This window comes from Tenacibaculum profundicola (assembly GCF_057220795.1).
The window spans coordinates 4,265,615-4,290,237 of record NZ_CM170137.1; the positions used below are offsets into that span (position 1 = coordinate 4,265,615).

Genomic DNA, 24,623 nt, shown 5'->3' on the forward strand with positions numbered 1-24,623 from the left:
AACACCGTTTTAAATAGTGAAACACCTACTGCTTTTATTTGACGCAACAATAAAGTATATTTAGGGTTTATTTTTAAACGGTGCCAATACAAAGAGCATATGTATAAAACAACATTAGACTTCGCAAAACAATTAGATCAAGAAGATACGCTATCTTATTTGCGAAAACAATTCCATATACCAAAAGATAAAGAAGGGAATGATTGGTTATATTTTACAGGGAATTCTTTAGGTTTACAACCGAAACAAACGCAACAGTACATTCAGCAAGAATTAGACGATTGGGCAAATTATGGGGTAGAAGGTCACTTTGAAGGACAAACACCATGGTTGCCATATCATGAGTTTTTAACTGAAAAAATGGCGAAAATAGTAGGCGCAAAGCCGCTAGAAGTTGTTGTGATGAATACCCTAACAACTAATTTGCACCTCTTAATGGTGTCATTTTATCAACCCACAAAAACAAAGTATAAAATTGTTATCGAGAGTGATGCCTTTCCTTCTGATCGGTATGCAGTTCAATCGCAATTGAAGTTTCACGGCTTTGATGGAAATGAAGGATTAATAGAATGGAAACCCCGTGAAGGAGAAGAGTTATTGCGTATTGAAGATTTACAAGATATTTTAGAAGAACAAGGTGATGAAATCGCTATGTTATTAATTGGCGGTGTAAATTATTATACTGGGCAATATCTAAATATTAAAAAAATTGCTGATTTAGGGCATGCTAAAAACTGTATTGTAGGGATAGATTTAGCACATGGAGCAGGGAATATTTCACCAGAGTTACATAGTAGTGGTGTCGATTTCGCTGCTTGGTGTACCTATAAATATTTAAATTCTGGTCCGGGTAGTTTAGGAGGTTTGTTTGTGCATGAAAAGCATGCTACTAATAGCGATTTACCTCGATTTGCTGGTTGGTGGAATCATAATAAAGAAACGCGTTTTAACATGCGTCAACCCTTTGATGTAATGTCAGGAGCAGAAGGTTGGCAGCTGAGTAACCCTCCAATTTTGTCTATGGCAGCTATAAAAGCGTCATTGGATATGTTCGATGAAGTAGGGATGGAAGCATTGCGAGCTAAGTCAGAGAAGTTAACAGGGTATTTTGAGTATTTAATTCATCAAATTGATACAGATAGAATAAAAATAATTACACCAAGCTCTCCAGAAGAAAGAGGATGTCAATTATCTATTCAAGTATTGAATGCCGATAAAAATTTACACCAAAAGTTAACAGAACACAATGTGATTACTGACTGGAGAGAACCCGATGTAATACGATGTGCTCCTGTACCTATGTACAATAGTTACGAAGATGTGTATCGAATGGTAAAGGTTTTAAAAGAATTGTTATAATGAGGAAACAAAACAATATTATAATTATAGGAGCGGGGTTATGTGGAAGTTTGTTAGCGCTTCGGTTGGCCCAAAGAGGCTACAAAGTAAGTGTTTATGAAAGTAGACCAGACCTTAGAAAAGTAGATATTTCAGCCGGGCGCTCGATTAATTTAGCATTATCCGATAGAGGTTTCAAAGCACTGCGTTTAGCAGGTGTTGAAGAGAAAGCACGTGAAATCTGCATTCCTATGTACGGGCGATTAATGCATGATATTGAGGGTAATACATTTGCTTCAAATTATTCGGGTAGAGAAGGAGAGTATATAAACTCTATATCAAGAGGAGATTTAAACGGAATTTTGTTAACTGAAGCAGAACAACATGAAAATGTCACCATACATTTTAATACCAAGTGCACTGCTATAGATATAGAAAATACTGTAGCGTCTTTTCAAAAGTATGAAACTAAAGAAGAGTTTTCGGTAAAAGGAGATGTGATTTTTGGGGCAGATGGAGCGGGTTCAATTTTGCGTAAAAGCTACTACTTGGAAAGAAAGTTTTTGTTTAGTTACAGTCAAGAGTACCTCACGCATGGCTATAAAGAGTTAGAAATTCCAGCAGATAAACATGGGAATCATCAAATAAGTAAAGATCATTTACATATATGGCCAAGAGGCGAATATATGCTTATTGCGCTTCCAAATATGGATGGAAGCTTTACAGTAACCTTATTTTTAGGAAATGAAGAAGGGAAATATAATTTTAAAGAGTTAACAACCGAAGATACAATTAAAGAATTCTTTAAAAAACAATTTCCAGATGCACTGGCTTTAATACCTAATATTGCTGAGGAATTTGCGAACAATCCAACAGGAGCCTTAGGAACAGTAAAGTGCTCTCCTTGGTATTATAAAGGTAATACGTTGCTTATAGGAGATGCAGCACATGCGATTGTACCGTTTTACGGACAAGGTATGAATGCTTCCTTTGAGGATGTATATGTTTTGGATACAGTATTAGATGAGTTTGAAGGAGATTGGAACACCGTGTTCAAAACATATCAAAAAAGACGTAAACACGATGCAGATGCAATTGGCGATTTAGCAGTTGAGAATTATTACGAAATGAGAGACCACGTGGCAAATCCATTATTTAAACAAAAACGAAAGCTAGAAATGGATTTAGAAAAAACATTTCCATCTGATTACTTTTCTAAATACTCTATGGTAACATTCAATGAACATATTGGGTATGACGAGGCGATGAAAAAAGGACGTGCGCAAGATAAAGCCTTGTTAAATATGATTGCTGATTCTCAAGTAATAACCTCTGAAACTATGTCGAACAAGGAATTGGAGCTGGTATTAAAGAAGGTACAAGAAGAAACAAATGACATACTAGAAGAAGATAAAATAGCAGGCTTACAATAATGAAAAAATATATCATCATATTAAGAGGGATTAATGTCTCGGGAAAAAATAAACTCCCGATGCAAGAATTACGAAATTTGTTGATGAATATGAATTATCAGAAGGTTCAGACCTATATTCAAAGTGGCAATATCGTTTTAGAATCAAATGAAGAAAAGGAAGTTATCAGTAAAAACATAAAGAAAGGAATAGTTGATACCTTCGGGTATGAGGTTCCTGTTTTAACTAGAACAGTTGAAGATTGGAAAACTGCCATAGAAAATAATCCGTATAAAGAGGTAGAAGAAAAGCAACAATATTTCACCTTTTTGTCAGAAGTTCCTGTAAATAAAGAAATTGATGTAGATGCAAAGGATGACGAATTTACCATCAATGATGATGTCGTGTATATTAACACGGTGGGAGGTTATGGAAAAACTAAGTTGACCAATAATTTATTTGAAAAAAAATTAAAAGTAACGGCTACCACCCGAAATTTCAAAACAACGATGAAGTTGTTAGAAATGGTAAATAACTAAAGAAGATTGTTGTGAATTTTAAATGAGTTCAAGCAGTTTTTATAAAGCATAACTAACATATGGATAGTAAAGTAATAAAAGGAAAAGCAACACCCAGAGGAAAATTTCCTCATGTAAAACAAGTTGGTGATTTTATATATGTGTCAGGAACAAGTTCACGAAGACCAGATAATTCTTTTGAAGGAGTTGAAGTAGATACATTTGGAACCACTAATTTAGATATTCGGAAACAAACAAGGGCAGTTATCGAAAATATAAGAGACATTCTACGTGAGGTTGGTGCAGACCTAGAGGATATTGTAGATGTAACTTCTTTCTTGGTAAACATGAATGATTTCGGAGGCTATAATGAAGTATATGCAAAGTATTTTGACTACAACGGTCCTACAAGAACAACCGTTGCTGTTCACCAACTCCCACATCCACATTTATTGATTGAAATTAAAGTCGTTGCTTATAAGAAGCAATAATAAATGAACCAATTTAGCACACATAAAGAGAAATTAATTAAGTATGGATACGCTGTTACTACGAGTGTTTTTAGTGATGTAGAAATACAAAGAATGAAACATGAAATAGCTAGTGTTAAACATACTTATGCAATAAGGCAGTTGTTAAGTAAATGCCCTAAGCTTGAAAAGATACTATTCGAAAATAGAAAATTCAAACAGTTGTATCAAGAAGTTTGTGGGAACACTTATTTTTTGACAAAGGCAATTTATTTTAATAAACCAGCCCTATCAAATTGGTTTGTATCGTATCACCAAGATATAAGCATTAGTGCTAAAAACAAAATACAAGAAAAGGGATATACGAACTGGACTCATAAAGAAAAACAGTTGGGGGTTATACCACCAATAGAGATTTTAGAAAATACAGTAACGATCAGAATTCATTTAGATAAAACAGATGCGACCAATGGAGCGTTTAGCGTAATTCCTGAGTCACATACTAAAGGAATTGTTAGAATTGATGAATGTTTTAAAAAAGAAAAATTAGGTAAAGAGGAATTATGTACAGTGAATAAAGGGGGCATTATGTTAATGAAGCCATTATTGTTACATGCTTCCAAAAAATCTATATCAGAATTTGATAGAAGAGTCATTCATTTAGAGTTTTGTAATCAAGAAATACCAATGAAATGGTTGGAGAAAAAAGAAGTCGTATGAATATAAAAAACTACATAAACGGAGCGTTTGTAGATCCAATTCAAAATGCTTGGATAGATAACTACAATCCATCAATTGGAGAAGTTTATGGGCAAATTCCAAACTCAACCAAAGAAGATGTCGACTTAGCGTATCAAGCAGCAAAGGAAGCATTTCCAAAGTGGTCAACAACAACTTTAGAAGAACGAAGTGTAGTTTTATCTAGAATAGCTCAGCTCATTCGAGAGAAATTACCATTTTTAGCCAATGCCGAAGCGAAAGATAATGGAAAACCATTGAGCTTGGCGACTGCTATTGATATACCAAGGGCATCAGCGAATTTTCAGTTTTTCGCAAATGCGATAACGCAATTCTCCTCAGAAGCTCATGAAACTGTGGGCTTAGATGCTGTGAACTTCACCTTACGAGAACCTATTGGAGTCGTAGGTTGTATTTCACCATGGAATTTACCTTTATATTTATTTACTTGGAAAATTGCTCCAGCCCTAGCAGCGGGTAATTGCGTGGTGGCAAAACCAAGCGAAGTAACCCCAATGACAGCATACTTATTAGCTGAAATTTGCGAGGAAGCAGGGCTTCCTAAAGGAGTTTTGAATATAGTCCATGGATTAGGAACTACCACAGGGCAAGCCATTATTGAGCATCCAAATATAAAAGCTATTTCCTTTACAGGGGGTACAGCTACAGGAGCGCACATTGCCAGAACGGCAGCACCGATGTTTAAAAAGCTATCCTTAGAACTAGGAGGAAAGAACCCAAATATCATCTTTGCAGATTGTGATTATGAAAAAATGTTAGAGACAACTGTTCGTTCTTCATTTGCCAATCAAGGTCAGATTTGTTTGTGTGGAAGTAGAATATTTGTAGAAGAATCAATTTATGAACAATTTAAAAACGACTTTATTCAAAAAGTAGCATCTCTAAAAATTGGAGATCCATTTGACCCCGATACGAATATAGGAGCGCTCGTGTCTCAATCACATTTAGAAAAAGTTAAATCGTATATAGATATGGCTGAAAATGAAGGAGGAAAAATTCTTTTCGGCGGCAATAGAGTTGAGGTAGCAGGAAGAGAGAACGGATATTATTTACAACCGACCATCATTGAGGTGTCAGACAATCAGTGCAGGCTAAATCAAGAAGAAATATTTGGGCCAGTAGTGACCATAATGTCATTTAAAACGGAAGATGAAGTATTAGAAATGGCTAATGATGTGAAGTACGGATTGTCGTCTACACTCTGGACTAATAACTTAAATAGAACCATGCAATTTAGTAAGAAATTACAGGTAGGCATTGTATGGGTAAATACTTGGTTATTACGTGATTTACGAACACCATTCGGTGGGGTAAAAGCTAGTGGTGTTGGACGTGAGGGTGGTTTTGAAGCCTTACGTTTCTTTACCGAACCCAAAAACATATGTATAAAGTATGAATAGCAATCCTGATCCTCTTCAAAAAAGGAAATGGAGGTTAATATATACTATAAAAATTAAAGGTTAATACCATGTATGATTAGAAATTGGCGTAAAAGAAAATGTGATTTTTTTCTAATGAAGAAGAAAGTAAAAAAGAGCGTTTTATTACGGTAATTTTAATTTGTGAAGGGTATAAGTTGAATAATAAACTTTCATTTGCCCAAATGAAAGTTCTTTCTAAGAGGAAAGGTTAGTAGGGATTATTATGAATTTAAAAATACAAAATAAAAATGCGTTGGTATGTGGCAGTACGCAAGGAATAGGAAAAGCAACCGCCATCCAACTAGCAGAAGAAGGAGCAAATGTAACTTTAGTAGCACGTAATGAAGAAAAATTGAAAGCCGTGTTGGCTGAATTACCTAGCAATAATCAAGAACACAATTATATTGTTGCTGATTTTTCTAATCCGGATGAGTTAAAAGAAAGAATTGAAGCTTCTGCATTGAAGTATCATGTGTTAATCAATAATACAGGAGGCCCTGCAGGAGGTCCGGTTTATTTGGCGAAACTAGACGAGTTTGAAAAAGCGTTTACACAACATTTAAAATGCAATCATATATTGGCACAAGCATTGGTTCCATTTATGAAAGAAGAAGGGTATGGTAGGATAATTAATATAATTTCTACTTCGGTAAAACAACCTCTAGATGGATTAGGAGTGTCAAATACAATTCGTGGAGCAGTAGCGAGCTGGTCGAAGACACTAGCAAATGAATTGGGGCAATTTGGAATAACCGTTAACAATGTATTACCTGGAGCTACCGCAACTGAACGTTTAAATGAAATCATCAATAATAAAGCTGCTAAAACAGGGAAATCAGTAGAAGAAATTGCTGAAATAATGAAAAACGCATCACCAGCAAAACGCTTTGCTAAACCCGAAGAAATTGCGAATGCGGTGGTGTTTTTAGCAAGTGACAAAGCTAGCTTTATCAACGGAATTAATGTTCCAGTTGATGGAGGAAGAACCAAGAGTTTGTAGTTAAATGTATTGATTAATTGGAGAGTATTTATAAATGTATTAATTTAGAGCCATTAATAACCAAAAATAATTACTTAGTATGGATCGTAGAAAATTTATTATGTCCTCAGCAATGGGGGGTGGGGCGTTGTTGATGTTTCCAAATTCGTCTTTAGCAAACAATTCAAGCAATTATTCGTTTGACATGACCAAAGGCTTTGGAAAAGTTGAATCGATTGCTGGAGCAAAATTACCAAACCAATGTAAAAAAGCGTATCAAGATTTAATGACAGTTTTGAATGAATCGGGATATACTTATCAAGCAGATAAGATGCTGAAGTTGAACAGTACCTGTTATGTTATGCCAGTACAAAAAAAATCTTTATTAGGTTTTAAGTCGAATGAGCTAGCCCTAGTTGTAAAAGGAACTAATGCCAGTGAGTTTTATATTTTGGAAGAAAAAATTTCAGAAGAGTACTATAACATGGTGCAAAACTACAATGAAAACATGAAATCTCATGGTATGGATAGTGCTATTTCCGAATTTGCTTTTCCTGCTGAAGTATTAAAAGAGAAGAAAGGTAAGGAGAGTATTTTTTCCTTTAGAAATGAACTAAATAACACGATAACGCTCAAAAGTACTAGAAAAAAAACCAGAGCGATTATTAATTAAATAAGGAACTGCTTAAAGATATCTCTTACCCAAAATTTGAAGTATTTTTTTAAACTTAAAATCTATCAAAATGAGCAAATTAGTACAGCCTTTAAATTTTAAAAAATGGATTGATGAACATCGCCATTTGCTAAAACCACCGGTAGGAAACAAACAGGTATGGAAAGATGGAGAATACATAGTAATGGTAGTTGGAGGGCCAAACAATCGTAAAGATTACCATTATAATGAAACTCCTGAGTTTTTTTATCAGGTTGAAGGAGATATGATGCTCAAAATCATTGATGATAAAGGAAAAATGGTCGATGTAGAAATTAGGGAAGGAGATATTTACTTATTACCAGGAAAAGTACCACATTCTCCCCAACGTAATGCCAATACAGTTGGGTTGGTTATAGAATATCCACGAGCTACAGGAATGATGGATGCATTAGAATGGTATTGTGAAAATTGTGGAACTCAATTGTACCGAGAAGAGTTTGCCTTAGATAATATAGAAACAGACATGCCTATTATTTTTGATAAGTATTATTCGGATAAAGAAAAATGTACATGCGCTAGTTGTGGAACTATAATGCAAGCACCAAATAAAGGAAATTAGAAGTTAAATTTTTTGTTACAACGATACACAAATATGGAAAAAAGAAAATTACGTATTAATGGGCACTCGCATTTGCTACCTTATCCTGAAGATATTCCTCAGTTTATGAAAGATAAAGGAATCTTTTGGGTAGATAAAGATAGGAAGTACATGCTACAAAAAGATTGGAGTCGCCCAGTTACGGATTCAAGTTTCTTTTTAGATGAAAAATTGGCTTGGATGGAGCATTTTAAAATTGACCACGCGGTTGTGCTTAATTTGTCTCAGTTATATGGAAATGGCTTGCGTTTAGAAGAAATGAAACAAGCCTTGCGTTTTCAAAATGACTTTAATGCCAAAGTACAATATGATAATCCTTCTAAATTTACCTGTGGTTTCGTAGTGCATCCTGGCTTTGTTCGTGGAGCTTGCTGGGAAATTGAGCGCTGTGTAGAGCAGTTAGATATGCGTTTGTTGTGTTTGCCAACGCACTATATGGACACTATTGGAACTTGGCGATGTATCTTTGATGAAGAAAATGAACCTATTTTTGAATTGGCGAATAAATATAATTTGGCAGTAGAAATTCATCCTTATGATGGAGAGAAATTTATCAAATTAGAAAATACTAGTTGGAGGTTTCACCTTATTTGGATGCTTGCGCAATGTGCAGATGCCTATCATTTTTTAACCTTAAATGGATATTATGAGAAATATCCAAATATGCGAGTCTGCTTTGCTCATGGAGGCCAGTTGGCACAGATGAACCTTGGTCGAAGAATTCAAGGATTTGACGGACGATCAGATTTGTTTGAAGAAAAGGTACACCCAAGAAAAGCAGTAGGGCATAAGAACATCTTTTTTGATACACTCGTGCATGACACAGGATCTTTAGAATTGGTAATAAAAAACCAAGGTTCGAAACAAGTCGTGATGGGATTAGATGATCCGTACCCGCTAGGAGAAATGGAAAGTGATAAACAGTCTTCCTACCCTGGGAAAATTCTCGATTTAGCCATAAAAAGAGATATAATTAGTGAAAAAGAACGAGATGAAATGTGGGAAGATAATGTATTGCAATGGTTGTTTGGTGATGATAAACAAGCTAAAAAGGATTTAATAAACAAGATAGTCTCTTAAACCCTTAGTGCCAATTGAACGTTTAAATTGTCTGTTAATTTTGATTAACTTTTTAAAAGACCTCAAAGAATAGTCTCTCTGAGGTTAATGCATGTGCCATAATTATGTATGTTGATTTAGAGGAGAAATAGTATACCAGTTATTGTTTGAATTTACTGTAAAAGAAAATGAGTGTTTTTTTCTTTATGTAAGATAGAAAATTCATAATAGCAGTAGCTACGATTTCTTTTTATATTGAAATAGAAAGGGGAAAAGGACGTTTTATTACGGTACATTCAAATGGTAAATGGTTTTAGTATAGATACAATGAAATAATGATGTAGCTTTAGCTAAGAATCGAGATGCTCATCGGTGTTATAGCATGAAATAATATATGGAGGAAATTGCTTTCTCTGCTTTTTTAACATAAAAGCAACGTTTACTTTTAATCGTTATTTTTACCTTTCAATAATTGATACCAACTAAAATGTCAGAAGTAACCCTGTTTCATAATTTATCACATATTTTTATTTCATTCATTGGCGCTTTGTTATTGTTGGCAATTTATTACAACATTAGAAAACGGTTTTATCAGACATTAGAAGATGGAAGTACTTTTAAACGAATTGATCGAGGACTATTGTTTTTTAGTTATGGAATGTTGGTGTGGTTTTTTTCCGGTATTTGGGCCTTGACAGCCAATTATTTTTTGTTTGAACGAACATTAAGCTACCAGATAGGCGTAAACATCTTATCAACCATCAACAACTTATTCTGGCTGTTGGCTTTGTATTATGTATACGATGCTCCAAAATTTATTTATAGAAATGAAAAAAATGTAAAAATTATTACCATAACTATTATAGCAGTGACTGCACTGACATTAATACTCTCTTCGGTAATTCAAAATGAAGTTTTTTATGGCGTGAAATTAATGAGCATACCGGATTTTTTATTAACTACTTTTTTATGCTATTTAATGGCGATTTCTTTTTTTAGAACCTTTATGCATAGAGATTTAAAGCTTGTGGCCCTCATCGCTGTAGCGGTTGTTTTTTTATTATTTATATCACAGTTTTCTGATGTTTTTACAACGTTAAACAATGATTTCTTAAATCAATTAATTCGAATTATTTCGAAAACATCATTAGTAGCTATTTTTTTAGTTTTGGCAACGAGCTGGGTAATTCAGTTAGCGAATACCCCCAAACCCAATGAAATAAAGATAAAATTTTTAGACTGGTCATTAGTAGAACTTACCATCCCATCCAAAGAAATCATTGCCGAAAAAATTGATTTTGGCTCGAAGGCAACACAATATAAAAACTTATTGAATTTTGCGTTTAAAAGAAAATATTTGGAGGCCAATGAACAATGTATTGTTGTCGGTTATGGAGGAGAAATAAATAGTCAAACATACATTACAAGAATTATAGATAATATAAATGACATTCTTCAATTGAAAGGTGATAATAAGATTCAGAGAAAAGATCTTATTACATTTATAGGAGAAAGTAAATACCGTTTGCGAATTATACCTGAAAATATATGGTTTGACCAAGCTTTATTAGATGAGTTTAAACAACACTAGGGTGATGAAAGTTGCATCGTCACAAATAAACACGATTTTAGGAGCCATAGAACGGAATATAGATGTTCATATGAGCGTGGTAAAATTAGCTATTAAAGAAAAGGTGGATTTGATTACTTTTCCTGAGATGTCAATTTCCGGGTATTGTTTAGAAGAAGGTAAGAGCTTGGCATTGATACGAGAGGATTCACGACTGAAACCATTGCGAAAATTGGCTACGCTAGGCAACATAACCATTGTAGTTGGTGCGCCGGTTTCAATGGAAGGGAAATTGTATATCGGATCGTTTATATTAAAGCCAGATGGTACAGAAGAATTGTATACAAAACAATATCTCCATTCAGGAGAAGAAGCATTTTACGATGCATCTTTTTTATACAATCCTAAAATATGTATCCAAGAAGAAATCTGCAGTTTTGCTATCTGTGCCGATATTACTTCTGATAAGCATCCTGAACAAGCTAAAAAAGATAAAGCTACCCTATATATGCCAAGTATCTTTTTTTCAAAAAACGGAATTGCTGAAGGCTATGAGAAATTATCAACTTATGCCAAAAAATATGAACTTCCTATACTTATGAGTAATTTTTGCGGGAATCATTGGAATATGGAAGCCGCGGGTAAAAGTGGGTTTTGGAATGAAGCAGGGGAAATGTTAGGGGCATTAAAATATGATGAAAAAGGGATAGTTATTGCAGAAAGAGTATCCTCGAAATGGAAAGTGTATAAAATTGTTTTTTGATAACTACATGAGCTTCAGGGTTACAAAAACTTACAAATCTTTATTTTTTATTACAATTTACTACAATGATGTTGATTGGTTTACGTGACAAGTATTTTCGCTTAAACTTAAATTTTGTATTGGATCTTCGAAATAATATGTTTTTACCTTAATTATGGAATAGAGCTTCGCTATGAGGGAGGTAAGCGCCATAAAAGAACAACCAAATGGTTGATTTCACAGTAGTTTTATCTTGTAATAGATTTTCTATTGCATAATTCGGGTTTAACATTGAGTTTTCTTGTATGCCTGTTAGGGTATACTAAATGGTTTAATACAAACTTGGATAAAATTAAATCTTCATGAAAAATCGAACATCTAAAAATGATGTCCTCGGACATCCAAAAGGACTATTGTACTTGTTTTTTGCCGAATTATGGGAGCGCTTTTCTTTTTATGGAATGCGGGCACTTCTAGTATTGTATATGACCAAACATTTGTTGTTCTCAGATGAAATGTCATTTGGGATTTACGCTGCCTACATGTCATTGGTATATGTAACACCAATGATTGGCGGTATGCTAGCAGATAAAATATTAGGATTTAGAAAGGCTATTGTTTTAGGAGGTGTTTTGATGGCATTAGGTCATTTTTTCTTAACATTTGAGCAACCTTTCTTTTTTTATGGTTCATTAGCACTAATAATTGTAGGAAATGGCTTTTTTAAGCCCAATATATCATCCTTTGTAGGGAAACTGTATAAAGATGGTGATTCACGAAGAGATGCGGGGTTTACTATATTTTATATGGGAATAAACATCGGAGGGGCTGTAGCCCCATTGATATGTGCTTTGTTGGCAGAGAAATATGGTTGGCATTATGGGTTTATACTGGCAGGGATTGGAATGTTAATCGGACTAATGGTATTCAGAAAAGGAATCAGAAATGAAGTTTTCGACAAACAAGGTTTAATTCCGGACACAATAAAATACAATCAAAAAACGCTGGGAATTAAAAGAGGGAGCCTCGTGACCATTGGTGCATTCATGTCCGTACCAATTTTTGCATTGATCGTTCGTTATCATCAATTTGAACATTATTTAGTATGGGTGGTGTCTGTTTTTCTTATTATTTACATAGCTGCTATTTTAAGAAAAGTTACCTTATTAGAAAGAAACAAACTATTAGTGGCAGTTTATTTTACATTATTGTACACATTCTTCTCGGCAATTTTCGAACAAGCTGGAAGCTCGTTAACATTGTTTGCAGATAGAAATGTGAACTTGGTGGCTATGAATGCAGCGCAAACAAATAGCATTAATGCGGGTTTTATAATTGTATTAGCAATACCATTTTCTATACTATGGAACTATTTAATTAAGTTAAATAGAAACCCTAATTCTGTTATAAAATTCGGATTGGGATTAACGTTTTTGGGACTAGGGTTTATGATTTTTGGAATGTCAGCCTATCAAGTAGATCAATTCGCAAAAACACCTATGTTGTATTTAGTGGTGGGGTATTTGGTATTAACAATAGGAGAGTTGTTTTTATCACCTATAGGATTATCAAAAATTACAGAATTGTCACCTATTAAATATATGGCATTTATTATGGGAGTATGGTTTTCTGCAAATTTTTACGGACACTTTTTTGCGGGTAAAATTGCTAAATTAACAGCGGTGGTGCAAGGAGATTTAGGGGTTCTTTCGAATGGAGTTTTTGGTGATATTACAGAGTTTGTGACAGGGCTTTCGAGTGATGAAATACTGAAACAAACCCCAGTGTTTCAACAATTGTATTCGTATGTTTCCGTGTATGCTAATTTTGGAATAGCTACTGTTTTAATTGGAGCTATGGTTATGATACTTTCTAAACCAATAAAAAAAATGATGTATAATGTTCAATAAAAACAGAATTTTTACCATAGTGATTTTAGGAATTGTTTTGTTATTCGTAAGTTGTAAAGAACCAGTGAGCACACTTGAAATCTTTAAAACCTCAGATTTCGAACTGATAAAAGCATCCAATGAAAAGGGAGTCTTAATTTTATTTCCGGGCGGAGGTGGAAATCCTGAAAATATACGTAGAGAATGTAAGATTGTTCAGAAAGCCAGTGAAAATGGCGTTTCAGTTTTGATGATCAATTTTACGAATAAACTGTGGATTATTAATGCTGATGCCAAAAAACTTTCTGCACTTATTACTAGTGTTACAAATAATTATAGATTAAAAACCAATAATATGTATATCGGAGGAATGTCTATTGGCGGGAATGTAGCGCTTACATTATCTCAGTTTTTATTAAAAAACACAAAAATGCAGTTAAAATGTAGTTTTATTATTGACGCCCCTATTGATTTATTCGCACTCTATAAAAGTTCTCAAAAGATATCAAAAACTCCAACTTTTCAGAAGAACGATTAGCTGAACCGAAATGGATAATTCATAATTTTGAAAAAACATTTGGCCGGGATCAAGTATTAGATAATATTCAAAAAGTAGCACCTTATACAGGATTTACCAAAAATATTGATAATATTAGTGAACTGCGATATTGTAAATTCAGAATGTATATAGAACCAGATAAAAAATGGTTTCAAGAAGTGAGAGGAACAGATTTTGAAAGTACCAATGCATACAGTATCCAACAATTATACCAACTGTTAAAGAGGCAAGGCTGGGAAAATGTTGAATTAATTGAAACGAACAATCAAGGAGTTAGATATAATGGAAATAGAAATCCTCATAGTTGGTCTATCGTTGCTGTTGACAATTTACTTGATTGGATATTAAAATAAATATTTTTATATCTTGTGCACATGAAAACTAACCAACATTATTTTACTACTAACAGGGAAACTTGGAATAAAAAAGTCGCTGTACACGCGAAAAGTAGTATGTACGATCTAAAAGGGTTTAAAAAAGGAAAAAACTCTTTAATGAAATATGAATTGGAAGCCTTAGGAAATGTTTTTGATAAATCATTACTTCACTTACAATGTCATTTTGGTCAAGATACATTGAGCTGGAGTAGGATGGGAGCTAAATGTACTGGAATAGACTTGTCTGAAGAAGGAATAAAATTAGCTCAAGAATTAAACAAAGAACTCCATTTAGATGCTGAATTTATTTGTTGTAACCTATATGATGTTAATAATCATATCGATAGGCAGTTCGATATAGTATTTACTAGTTATGGTGTTATAGGATGGTTGCCTAACTTAGAGGAATGGGGAGCAATAATAGCATCTCGATTAACAAGTGGCGGTACTTTTTTTATGGCGGAATTTCATCCGATAGTTTGGATGTTTGATTATCAAGAAATGCCTCCGAAACTACGATATGGATATAATCAAAAAGAGGCCATATATGAAGAATACTCCGGAACGTATGCAGCCACTCATGATGAGATGATTAGTAAAGAGTATGGCTGGAACCATGGTTTAGCTGATGTAATTACAGCGTTAACGTCAGCTGGGCTACAGATAGAATACCTAAAAGAACATGATGAGAGTCCATATAATGTATTACCAGACTTGGTTAAAACCGACGATGACATGTTTGTAACAAAAGATAAATTGTACCCTTTAATGTTCACGATAAAAGCAACAAAACCATAGTAGAGACTATGGTTTTGTTACACTAATGTAATGTGATTTCTTTCTTGACTACCGTTTTTAACGTGTTAGTTGAAAGTTGTGGTAATTTGAATAGCTACTTCGTCCCATGTTTTAGAAACCCCATCAGCTCCTTTATGTAAATCTTTACAAACAAGGTTTAATGAGTCTAAAGCTTTTTCCGCCTGCCAATCACTAATTTTCATGTTTCCTTGTAAACTAAATACTTTTCCTTTTAACGTATAGTTGAACGGTAGTTGTTTGGTAACTCCGTTCATTGTTATGTCAGAGTATCCGATTGAATCATTTTCCAGTACCAATGTACCCGAAAGCAATTCAGTTTTATCCATAACACCAAAAAAGAATTTTTTAATTTTATAATCTCTACTTGAATCAGATGTAAAAAGGCTACTTACAGGAATAGAAAATTCAGCGTTATGAATAGCTTCTTTAGCTGTTTCTCCTTCACCGGCAGAAGTTATAGTTACTTTTTTAAATTGACCTTTAACAGGTATTTTTTCTGTAGTTTTATAGGCTACCCAATTAATATTGTTTTCAGCGTTTTGTAGCGAAAAAGCCGCTTGTTTTTTTTCAACTGTCGTTTCTTTTTCTACTTCCTTTTTTGCTTCTTTTTTACAAGATGTTATTTGCAAAGCAATGAAAAGAACAAGTACTGAAAAGATTAGTTTTTTCATAAGTAATAATGTATTGATGATCAAATTTATTCTATAACTGTAAATTTACGCAGAGCACAGGTAAAAACAAACTTTATTGATTGTTTTTTAATTTACGATAGAATTCACGAGTTCTATATATTCTTTTTTTGCTTGCTCAGGAGTCATTCCTTTTAATTGTATCCAGGCATTAAATTTAAAAGCATTTCTAAGACTTTTAGTATTTGCATTTAATGTAAATTGATCTCCTTTTACAGCCTGCTTGTAATATGCATATAATTTAAGCATTACGTCTGGCGGTAATCTTTTTTCCATGTTAGAAGCGAACTTATAGGCCTCTTGAAATTTTTTATCTAAATCATTTTCCATAAAAATAAGCTAGGTAAAAGCTATTTGTTACATTAAAAAGTGGATATACAAATATACAAAAGGTGATAGAAAGTATAAACTATCTAATCGATCAAGTAGCCCACCATGACCAGGCATAATAGTACCACTATCTTTTATATTGGCTTGCCTCTTAAATTTAGACTCAACCAAATCTCCGAGAGTTCCAAAAATTGAGACAATAATGGTTATTATAATCCAGTTTAATACAGAGAAAATAGCAGAGTAATAACCGATTATAAAACCAATTATTAACGAAAAGAATAAACCACCAACAAAACCTTCAATTGTTTTTTTAGGCGACACCTTTTCAAATAATTTTGTTTTCCCTAAGTTTTTCCCTACTAGATAAGCAAAACTATCATTGGTCCAAATAAGTACAATAATGTATATAATGAGATATGGATTATAGATACCATTTATAGAAGGCAATAACATTAAAAAGGTAAAGGGCAGGATAATATAACGGGTGCCTAGATCTAATTTTTCGATAAATGCTTTTGGATATACATCCTTTTCCGAGTATAAAAGATAAAGTAATCTACAGGAGCAAATCAAGGTAATGACAAGTAAAAAAAGTAAGCTTCTTTCCGTTGTCATTTCTTTAGAGTAGTATATAAATAATGGGAGAATGATAAAAGGGATAAAATTTTTAAATTCAATCATTCTGTTGAATTCCCACAAACAAATTGCGGCGAATATAGCTATTAAAACTGTATATGATTCTCTAGAATATAGTATTGCAGAAATAAAAATAATAGCATAAACAAGTGCAGAAATACTCCTTTTTACTAAGTTTTGCATATCTTAAAGGTCTTCAAAAAGAAGTAAATATAAATTTTTTGAATTACTGTTTCCATAATTCAAGAAATCATCATTATTCTTTTGTGTTGTATAATTGGTTATAGAACTAATATTTGTCGGAATATTACCACTAAAATGTGTCTTTATTCCAGTCAACCCTTCGCTCGTGTTTTTTACCAACTGACTTGTGGTAGCATAAACAATGAAACAGTCTGGTGATTCAGTAAGTTTATTACTGCCTAATTGATTTGAAGAAAATAAAATATCTCCTTTGTTCGCAATTAGATGTTCACAAGAAGTAAAAAAAGGGGTTGATTTATGAAGGGTACTTTGGGTTTGAATGTTTAGTTGTTGTGTTATTTTTAGTAAATCGAAGTCTGTACAGGTAATTGTATTCCAGTTATTCTCATTTAAGATACTTTCTAAATTAATAATAACTTCGTTAATAGAGGTAGAATATAAAAACTTACCTCCTTTGTTTATAAAATTATGCACAAATAAATCATCTAAAGACAAATTAACCGGTTGAAGGTTAATTTGATCTTTAGATGACTCTTTATATGATTTGAATAACTTTTTAAAAAAATTCATTAAAAAACTTATTCTTCTTTAATTGGATTTGTAATCTCTGCTGTTTTGTCTTTTTCAAAAGGTCTCATACCAAATATCTTAAGCAAATCATCTTTAAAAATCACTTCTTTTTCAAGTAGCCTCTCTGCTAAAATGGTCAACTTATCTTTGTGTAATTTTAAAATATCAATGGCTCTTGTGTATTGGCTTTCAATTAACTTTGAAATTTCTTCATCAATGGTTCTAGCAGTATCATCGCTGTAAGGTTTAACAAATGAGTCGTTACCTGAAGAATCGTAATAGGTAACATTTCCTAATTTTTCATTTAAACCATAAACAGTAACCATTGCTCTAGCTTGTTTTGTAACCTTTTCAAGATCACTTAAGGCACCCGTTGAAATTTTATCGAACATTAATCTCTCAGCAGCTCTACCACCCATAGTAGCACACATTTCATCTAGCATTTGCTCAGTTTGAACAATTTTCCTTTCTTCTGGTAAATACCAAGCGGCACCTAATGATTGTCCTCTCGGTACTATGGTAACCTTTACTAAAGGAGCAGCGTGCTCTAACATCCAACTTACCGTAGCATGCCCCGCCTCATGAAAAGCAATTACTTTCTTTTCTTTAGGGGTTATTACTTTGTTTTTCTTCTCTAAACCTCCTACAATTCTATCAACGGCATCTAAGAAATCTTGATGATGAATGGCGTTTTTATCACTTCTAGCAGCTATTAAAGCCGCTTCATTACAAAGATTAGCAATATCAGCACCTGAAAAACCAGGTGTTTGCTGTGCTAAAAATTCTAAATTGACATCTGTTGCTAGTTTTAAAGGCTTAATATGAACCTCAAAAATTTCTCTTCGTTCGTGTAGGTCCGGTAAATCAACATAAATTTGGCGATCAAAACGACCTGCGCGCATTAACGCTTTATCTAAAACATCTGCACGATTGGTGGCTGCAAGAACAATTACATTTGTATCTGTACCAAAACCATCCATTTCTGTTAACAATTGGTTTAATGTGTTTTCACGTTCATCGTTACCTCCTGTCATGCTGTTTTTACCTCTTGCTCTACCAATAGCATCAATTTCATCAATAAAAATAATTGAAGGAGATTTTTGTTGAGCTTGTTTAAATAAATCTCTCACACGAGAAGCTCCTACACCTACAAACATTTCAACAAAATCGGATCCTGATAATGAAAAGAAAGGAACATCGGCTTCTCCCGCTACAGCTTTGGCTAATAATGTTTTTCCAGTACCTGGAGGTCCTACTAATAATGCACCTTTAGGGATTTTTCCTCCTAATTTCGTATACTTCTCAGGACTCTTTAAGAAGTCTACAATTTCTTGAACTTCTTCTTTAGCTCCCTCCAAGCCAGCAACATTTTTGAAAGTTGTTTTAACTTTAGTGTCTTTATCAAATAATTTAGCGCGAGATTTACCTATATTAAATATTTGGCCACCACCAGCACCACCAGCACCACCACCAGACATTCTTCTCATAAAGAATAACCAAATGGCAATTAATAAAATTAAAGGTAAAAAGCTTATAATATTGTCAATAATACTAGTTCTGGGCTCATTGTTTTTGTCAAAATCGAGTTTAAGCGTTTGTTTTGCTTCTTTTAACTCTTTTTCAAAGTTTTGTAAATCACCGAAGTTATACGTATATAAAGGTCCTCCTTTTCTGTAAAAAGGAGAGTTTGTTAACTTTTTATGTGGTTCTTTTGTCGTAGCGTCATCTTTGATATAAACTTCAGCAAAAGATTTATTAACTACCAGTATTTTTGAGATGTCATTCTCTTTTAAAATTGTACTGAACTCATTGTCTGATAATTTTTTTGACCCCATACTACCAGAGTTAAAAAAACTTAAGCCAATAAATAATATGGCAATTGGAATATAGATCCAAAGTGAGTTAAAGCTTAGTTTAGGCGTGTTTTTTTTCTTATCACTCATAAAATTTGTTTTTAATTATGCTGGATTTATTTGGGTAACTTTAGCATCTCCCCAAAGACTTTCTATGTCGTAAAAATCACGTACTTGTTTTTGAAAAATGTGAACAACAACATTTACATAGTCCATTAAAACCCATTCAGCATTTCCTTGTCCTTCAATATGCCAAGGTTTATCTCTTAGTTCCTTACTTACTGTTTTTTGTATAGAGCCAGATATGGCGTTAACTTGTGTGTTTGAATTACCAGAGCAAATTACAAAATAATCGCATACGGTGTTTTCAATTTCTCGCAAATCAAGTAGTTGGATGTTTTCTCCTTTTACATCATCAATCCCCTTTATAATTACAGCTAGTAAATCGTCTGCGTTGGCTTGTTTTTTCGTCATTAAAAAAAATAAATTTTAGCAAAGTTATTATTTTTTTGTGAGTAAATTGTGTATTATTGATCATAGTTTTACTCACAAAATATTTATGAAAATAATCAAATTTGATGCCATTGAGTCGACCAATACTTTTTTGAAGGATATGGCAGAAAAATTAGTGGTTGAAAATTTCACTGTCATACTTGCGAAACATCAAACTTCCGGTAGGGGGCAAATGAATACGCGGTGGAGTTCTGAAGCAGGTAAAAATTTGACTTTTAGCGTTTTTGTTAGGCATAGAGAGTTGTTAGCTGCGGATCAAAGATACTTAAACTTTGGGGTTTCACTTAGTGTTTATGAAGTTTTAAGAGAACTGCAGCTTCCTCAAGTGACGATTAAATGGCCTAACGACATTATGGCAGAAGGTGCTAAGATTTGTGGTGTTCTAATAGAAAATTCATTAAAAGGAGTTGAAATACAGTATTCTATTATAGGTGTTGGTTTAAATGTTAATCAAAATTTTGCTAAAAACAAGGATATTAAAGCTATTTCCGTAAGTGATATTTTAAAGATAGAGTTGGACCTGGATGTATTAGTAAAGAATATAGTGGATAGACTAGAGTATAATATGAAGTTGCTTACCATGAGAAAGTTCAATCTGTTAGAAGAACGATATCTTAAAGTATTGCATAAAAAAAACGTTCCGAGTATGTTTAGAACAGACCAGAACGTTTTGTTTATGGGTAAAATTATTGGAGTTTCAAAAGAAGGGAAACTACAATTAGAATTAAGTGATGAAACTATTCAAGAATTCGGAATAAAAGAGGTTTCATTTGCTTAATTAAACGTTGGTATTATAATTTAGAAATATTCTCAGTTAATGTTTCTATAAATTTAGTTAATGGTTTTTTTACCATCATTGACATCATAGGATTAAATTCACCAATGAACTTTAAGGTAACCTCACATTTGTCATCTAGAATTTCTTTAATATCTGAACTTAAAGTAAAAGGTAATTTACTGCTAGCTGCTCCAAGAGTTACATTAGAATATTCAGTTTTTTCCTTCATTACTAACCGAATTTCAGGCATACCCTTTAACCCAAAAATAAAGCTATTGCCATCAACTTCGAATTTTTGCGTGTTTTCAGGCATAAGTTGCTCGTAATTTTCTAGGTTATTGAAGAAGTCAAAAATTTCTTTTGATGATTTTTTTAAAACCACCGTATTTCCTTCTATATTCATTAATTTACTTTTTTAACTGTTTTCATTTTGTTTCCATGTACTAGGAGCAATTCTCCAATCTTCAAGCGTGCGCAGCTCTTCACTAGTAATATATTTGCTGTCTAATGCCTGTTCAAGTAAGAATTCGTAATTGCTTAAGGTTGTTAGTTCGATGTTTTCATTAGCAAAGTTTGTTGTGGCAATATCAAACCCGTAAGAAAATATAGCCACCATACCTTTTACGGTAGCGTTGGCTTCTTTTAAAGCTTTCACAGCATTTAAACTACTTTTACCAGTACTAATTAAATCTTCAATAACAACCACATTTTGGCCACTTTCTAAATGCCCTTCAATTTGATTTTTTCTTCCGTGCTTTTTAGGCTCAGGTCTTACATAAACGAATGGAACACCTAATTCTTGAGCTATTAAAACTCCTATGGCAATGGCACCTGTTGCAACACCAGCAATAACATCTGGTTTTCCATGTTTATCTTCTACTATTTTAGCTATTTTTTCTTTTAAAAAATTTCTAACAGAAGGGAAAGACAAGGTTATTCTATTATCGCAATAAATAGGTGACTTCCATCCAGATGCCCATGTAAAAGGCTCTTGAGGGCTTAGTTTTATAGCTTTTATTTGTAAAAGGAGTTCAGCAGTTTTTTTTGCCGTATCTTTGTTAAAATCCATGCCACAAATGTATAAAGTTTTTGTTAATGATAAACCAATAATATTAACAACTTCGATAAAAAGAGAAGAAAATCACCCGGTTTATCTATTTAAAAATGTCATTTTAGAAGAGCTAATTTATAAGTTACGAACTGATATTTTATCAGGAATTTACCTGTTTTCCACTAATTTAAGTGAAGATTGGGGAGAAATGAGAGAGAAATTCAAGCCAATTGTTGCAGGAGGAGGGCTGGTTTTAAATAAGAACAAAGAAGTACTTTTTATTTTTAGAGGAAATAAATGGGATTTACCAAAAGGAAGAGTTGAAGAAGGAGAGGAACTTGAAGAAGCAGCTATTAGAGAAGTGGAAGAAGAATGTGGTATTCAAAAAATAATCATTAAAAAGTTTTTGATGAATACCTATCATATTTTTTTACAAAATGGAGAGAAAAGACTTAAAGAAACGCATTGGTACTTAATGTATTCTGACTATAAAGGAGCTTTAAAACCGCAAGTAGAAGAAGGAATAACAGATGTTTGTTTTAAAAATAAAGAAGAAATAGAAGTAGCCCTACAAAACACATATGCTAATATAGAATTAGTGTATCAAAACTACCAAGAAAGCGAGAATTAATGACACTATGTCATTTAATATGCCTAGAATTTTATTGATTTCTGCCAAAATATAGATGAAACTTTATTGGCATGCAGTTTGACTATTTATGATTGTAAAATTGAATTAAAAATTTAAACTGTAAATAATATTATGAGTAAAATTATAGGTATAGATTTAGGAACTACTAACTCGTGTGTGTCTGTAATGGAAGGAAACGAACCTGTTGTAATTCCTAATTCAGAAGGAAAAAGAACTACACCATCTGTAGTAGCATTTGTGGAAGGTGGAGAACGAAAAGTAGGTGACCCTGCGAAACGTCAGGCGGTTACGAACCCAACAAAAACAGTTTATTCTATTAAACGTTTTATGGGGAACAAGTATTCTGAGTCTAAAATGGAAGCAGAAAGAGTACCTTATAAAGTAATTAAAGGAGATAATGATACTCCTCGTGTAAAAATTGATGATCGTTTGTATACACCGCAAGAAATTTCTGCTATGGTGTTACAGAAGATGAAAAAAACAGCAGAAGATTATTTAGGTCAAGGAGTTTCTGAGGCTGTAATTACTGTACCAGCTTATTTTAACGATGCTCAACGTCAGGCTACAAAGGAGGCTGGAGAAATTGCAGGATTGAAAGTTCGTCGTATTATTAACGAACCAACAGCAGCAGCTTTAGCGTATGGTTTAGATAAAGCGAATGATGATAAAAAAATTGTCGTTTTTGATTTTGGTGGTGGTACACATGATGTTTCTATTTTAGAATTAGGAGATGGTGTGTTTGAAGTATTAGCTACTGATGGAGATACGCATTTAGGAGGAGATGATGTAGATGAAAAGATCATTAACTGGCTAGCGAATGAATTTACATCTAATGAAGGTGAAGGTATGGACCTTCGTAAAGACCCAATGGCTTTACAACGTTTAAAAGAAGCAGCAGAAAAGGCAAAAATAGAATTATCAAGTTCAACATCTACTGAGATTAACTTACCGTATATAACAGCTACGGCATCAGGACCAAAGCACTTAGTTAGATCATTAAGTAAAGCTAAATTTGAGCAGTTAATTGACGATTTAGTAAAGAGAACCATTAAGCCTTGTCAAACAGCATTGAAAAATGCAGATTTATCAATTTCTGATATCGATGAAATTATCCTAGTAGGAGGGTCAACTCGTATTCCTGCTATTCAAGAAGCTGTAGAAAAATTCTTTGGTAAAGCACCAAGTAAAGGTGTAAACCCAGATGAAGTAGTGTCATTAGGAGCTGCAATTCAAGGAGGGGTATTAACTGGGGATGTAAAAGATGTTCTTTTATTAGATGTGACTCCTTTGTCATTAGGTATTGAAACTATGGGGAATGTATTTACAAAATTAATAGACGCAAATACGACAATTCCTACTAAAAAGTCTCAAGTTTTTTCAACTGCGGTAGATAATCAACCTTCTGTAGATATTCACGTATTACAGGGAGAAAGAGCAATGGCGGCCGATAATAAAACAATTGGACGTTTCCAATTAACAGATATTCCACCAGCACCAAGAGGTGTACCTCAAATTGAAGTAACTTTTGATATTGATGCAAATGGAATTATCAATGTGTCAGCAGCTGATAAAGCTACTGGGAAATCTCAAAACATTCGTATTGAAGCTTCTTCTGGATTAACTGAAGAAGAAATTCAAAAAATGAAAGCAGATGCAGAAGCAAATGCAGAAGCTGATGCAAAAGCGAAAGAAACAGCAGACAAAGTGAATGGAGCCGATTCTATGATTTTCCAAACGGAAAAGCAATTAAAAGAGTTTGGAGATAAACTATCTGCTGATAAAAAAGAGCCTATTGAAGCTGCATTAGAAGAGTTAAAGAAAGCTCATGAAGCTAAAGATTTAGATGGCATTGATGCTGCAATGGAGAAAATCAATGAGGCTTGGAAAGTTGCTTCTGAAGAAATGTATGCTGCGCAACAGCAAGCAGAAGGAGGCAACGCAGGAGCGCAACAAGCGCAACCAGAATCTAGTGAAGCTCAAGGAGATAATGTAGAAGATGTAGATTTTGAAGAAGTAAAATAACTAGACGAGTTCAAGTTAACCAGAAATATAAGCTCATTGTAGAAATACAATGAGCTTTTTTATTGGAGATAAAATTATTTTTTCAAAATGCCTTAAA

General features: G+C 33.4%; 27 protein-coding genes. 19 read left to right on the forward strand and 8 right to left on the reverse strand.

Features of this window, described 5'->3' with window-relative positions:
- Window positions 1-99 precede the first annotated feature (99 nt).
- The 16 genes from kynU to AC2TDS_RS17555 all read left to right on the forward strand — a co-directional run bounded on the left by kynU (window position 100) and on the right by AC2TDS_RS17555 (window position 15,204).
- On the forward strand, window positions 100-1,359 hold the full coding sequence (gene kynU, locus AC2TDS_RS17480) for a kynureninase (RefSeq protein WP_484736859.1): 1,260 nt from the start codon (window positions 100-102) through the stop codon (window positions 1,357-1,359).
- On the forward strand, window positions 1,359-2,771 hold the full coding sequence (locus AC2TDS_RS17485) for an FAD-dependent oxidoreductase (protein ID WP_484736860.1): 1,413 nt from the start codon (window positions 1,359-1,361) through the stop codon (window positions 2,769-2,771). Before kynU ends, AC2TDS_RS17485 begins: the two co-directional genes overlap by 1 nt.
- Window positions 2,771-3,289: a DUF1697 domain-containing protein gene (locus AC2TDS_RS17490; protein WP_484736861.1), complete on the forward strand. Its 519-nt coding sequence runs from the start codon at window positions 2,771-2,773 to the stop codon at window positions 3,287-3,289. The genes AC2TDS_RS17485 and AC2TDS_RS17490 overlap by 1 nt, the downstream gene beginning before the upstream one ends.
- 59 nt (window positions 3,290-3,348) lie before the next feature.
- On the forward strand, window positions 3,349-3,759 hold the full coding sequence (locus tag AC2TDS_RS17495) for a RidA family protein (RefSeq protein WP_484736862.1): 411 nt from the start codon (window positions 3,349-3,351) through the stop codon (window positions 3,757-3,759).
- Between the two features lie 3 nt (window positions 3,760-3,762).
- Entirely contained in the window at window positions 3,763-4,458 is a 696-nt protein-coding gene (locus AC2TDS_RS17500) for a phytanoyl-CoA dioxygenase family protein (RefSeq protein ID WP_484736863.1), read from the forward strand.
- A complete protein-coding gene (locus AC2TDS_RS17505) occupies window positions 4,455-5,897 on the forward strand; it encodes an aldehyde dehydrogenase (protein WP_484736864.1) in 1,443 nt (480 codons plus the stop codon). The genes AC2TDS_RS17500 and AC2TDS_RS17505 overlap by 4 nt, the downstream gene beginning before the upstream one ends.
- Window positions 5,898-6,141: 244 nt before the next feature.
- Complete coding sequence (locus tag AC2TDS_RS17510) at window positions 6,142-6,918, forward strand: SDR family oxidoreductase (protein WP_484736865.1); 777 nt, start codon at window positions 6,142-6,144, stop codon at window positions 6,916-6,918.
- A gap of 79 nt (window positions 6,919-6,997) precedes the next feature.
- On the forward strand, window positions 6,998-7,570 hold the full coding sequence (locus AC2TDS_RS17515; protein WP_484736866.1) for a hypothetical protein: 573 nt from the start codon (window positions 6,998-7,000) through the stop codon (window positions 7,568-7,570).
- A 70-nt stretch (window positions 7,571-7,640) separates the two neighbouring features.
- The gene (locus tag AC2TDS_RS17520) at window positions 7,641-8,171 is read left to right on the forward strand and encodes a 3-hydroxyanthranilate 3,4-dioxygenase (RefSeq protein ID WP_484736867.1); all 531 of its coding nucleotides are present in this window, start codon (window positions 7,641-7,643) and stop codon (window positions 8,169-8,171) included.
- Between the two features lie 33 nt (window positions 8,172-8,204).
- Entirely contained in the window at window positions 8,205-9,290 is a 1,086-nt protein-coding gene (locus tag AC2TDS_RS17525; protein WP_484736868.1) for an amidohydrolase family protein, read from the forward strand.
- A gap of 466 nt (window positions 9,291-9,756) precedes the next feature.
- A complete protein-coding gene (locus tag AC2TDS_RS17530; RefSeq protein ID WP_484736869.1) occupies window positions 9,757-10,860 on the forward strand; it encodes a hypothetical protein in 1,104 nt (367 codons plus the stop codon).
- A 4-nt stretch (window positions 10,861-10,864) separates the two neighbouring features.
- On the forward strand, window positions 10,865-11,602 hold the full coding sequence (locus AC2TDS_RS17535; RefSeq protein WP_484738974.1) for a carbon-nitrogen hydrolase family protein: 738 nt from the start codon (window positions 10,865-10,867) through the stop codon (window positions 11,600-11,602).
- Between the two features lie 341 nt (window positions 11,603-11,943).
- Window positions 11,944-13,491 carry a peptide MFS transporter gene (locus AC2TDS_RS17540; RefSeq protein ID WP_484736870.1) on the forward strand — a complete coding sequence of 516 codons (1,548 nt, stop codon included), beginning with the start codon at window positions 11,944-11,946 and terminating at the stop codon, window positions 13,489-13,491.
- A complete protein-coding gene (locus AC2TDS_RS17545) occupies window positions 13,481-14,008 on the forward strand; it encodes an NUDIX hydrolase (RefSeq protein ID WP_484736871.1) in 528 nt (175 codons plus the stop codon). Before AC2TDS_RS17540 ends, AC2TDS_RS17545 begins: the two co-directional genes overlap by 11 nt.
- Window positions 14,009-14,151: 143 nt before the next feature.
- Window positions 14,152-14,382 carry a hypothetical protein gene (locus tag AC2TDS_RS17550; RefSeq protein ID WP_484736872.1) on the forward strand — a complete coding sequence of 77 codons (231 nt, stop codon included), beginning with the start codon at window positions 14,152-14,154 and terminating at the stop codon, window positions 14,380-14,382.
- Between the two features lie 21 nt (window positions 14,383-14,403).
- Entirely contained in the window at window positions 14,404-15,204 is an 801-nt protein-coding gene (locus AC2TDS_RS17555) for a class I SAM-dependent methyltransferase (protein ID WP_484736873.1), read from the forward strand.
- 65 nt (window positions 15,205-15,269) lie between these two features.
- Here the strand turns inward: AC2TDS_RS17555 and AC2TDS_RS17560 are convergent, their stop codons facing one another.
- The 6 genes from AC2TDS_RS17560 to rsfS form a co-directional block, all read right to left on the reverse strand.
- Window positions 15,270-15,896, reverse strand: coding sequence for a YceI family protein (locus tag AC2TDS_RS17560; RefSeq protein WP_484736874.1), 627 nt, complete (start codon window positions 15,894-15,896; stop codon window positions 15,270-15,272).
- An 87-nt stretch (window positions 15,897-15,983) separates the two neighbouring features.
- Complete coding sequence (locus AC2TDS_RS17565) at window positions 15,984-16,244, reverse strand: acyl-CoA-binding protein (protein ID WP_484736875.1); 261 nt, start codon at window positions 16,242-16,244, stop codon at window positions 15,984-15,986.
- A gap of 27 nt (window positions 16,245-16,271) precedes the next feature.
- Window positions 16,272-17,066, reverse strand: a complete 795-nt coding sequence (locus AC2TDS_RS17570) for a phosphatidate cytidylyltransferase (RefSeq protein ID WP_484736876.1) — start codon at window positions 17,064-17,066, stop codon at window positions 16,272-16,274.
- A 3-nt stretch (window positions 17,067-17,069) separates the two neighbouring features.
- Entirely contained in the window at window positions 17,070-17,657 is a 588-nt protein-coding gene (locus AC2TDS_RS17575) for an LUD domain-containing protein (RefSeq protein WP_484736877.1), read from the reverse strand.
- Window positions 17,658-17,665: 8 nt separating this feature from the next.
- Window positions 17,666-19,600 carry an ATP-dependent zinc metalloprotease FtsH gene (gene ftsH, locus AC2TDS_RS17580; RefSeq protein ID WP_484736878.1) on the reverse strand — a complete coding sequence of 645 codons (1,935 nt, stop codon included), beginning with the start codon at window positions 19,598-19,600 and terminating at the stop codon, window positions 17,666-17,668.
- A 15-nt stretch (window positions 19,601-19,615) separates the two neighbouring features.
- Complete coding sequence (gene rsfS, locus AC2TDS_RS17585; protein ID WP_484736879.1) at window positions 19,616-19,984, reverse strand: ribosome silencing factor; 369 nt, start codon at window positions 19,982-19,984, stop codon at window positions 19,616-19,618.
- Between the two features lie 85 nt (window positions 19,985-20,069).
- On the opposite strand from rsfS, the gene AC2TDS_RS17590 reads away from it, so the two are divergent.
- A complete protein-coding gene (locus AC2TDS_RS17590; protein ID WP_484736880.1) occupies window positions 20,070-20,801 on the forward strand; it encodes a biotin--[acetyl-CoA-carboxylase] ligase in 732 nt (243 codons plus the stop codon).
- A gap of 13 nt (window positions 20,802-20,814) precedes the next feature.
- Here AC2TDS_RS17590 and AC2TDS_RS17595 read toward each other — a convergent pair whose 3' ends face one another.
- Window positions 20,815-21,204: an SRPBCC family protein gene (locus tag AC2TDS_RS17595; RefSeq protein WP_484736881.1), complete on the reverse strand. Its 390-nt coding sequence runs from the start codon at window positions 21,202-21,204 to the stop codon at window positions 20,815-20,817.
- A 12-nt stretch (window positions 21,205-21,216) separates the two neighbouring features.
- Window positions 21,217-21,870, reverse strand: coding sequence for an orotate phosphoribosyltransferase (pyrE, locus tag AC2TDS_RS17600; RefSeq protein WP_484736882.1), 654 nt, complete (start codon window positions 21,868-21,870; stop codon window positions 21,217-21,219).
- 7 nt (window positions 21,871-21,877) lie between these two features.
- On the opposite strand from pyrE, the gene AC2TDS_RS17605 reads away from it, so the two are divergent.
- Both AC2TDS_RS17605 and dnaK read left to right on the forward strand, forming a co-directional pair.
- On the forward strand, window positions 21,878-22,483 hold the full coding sequence (locus tag AC2TDS_RS17605; RefSeq protein ID WP_484736883.1) for an NUDIX hydrolase: 606 nt from the start codon (window positions 21,878-21,880) through the stop codon (window positions 22,481-22,483).
- A 132-nt stretch (window positions 22,484-22,615) separates the two neighbouring features.
- The gene (gene dnaK / locus AC2TDS_RS17610; protein WP_484736884.1) at window positions 22,616-24,526 is read left to right on the forward strand and encodes a molecular chaperone DnaK; all 1,911 of its coding nucleotides are present in this window, start codon (window positions 22,616-22,618) and stop codon (window positions 24,524-24,526) included.
- The last annotated feature ends 97 nt before the right edge of the window (window positions 24,527-24,623 follow it).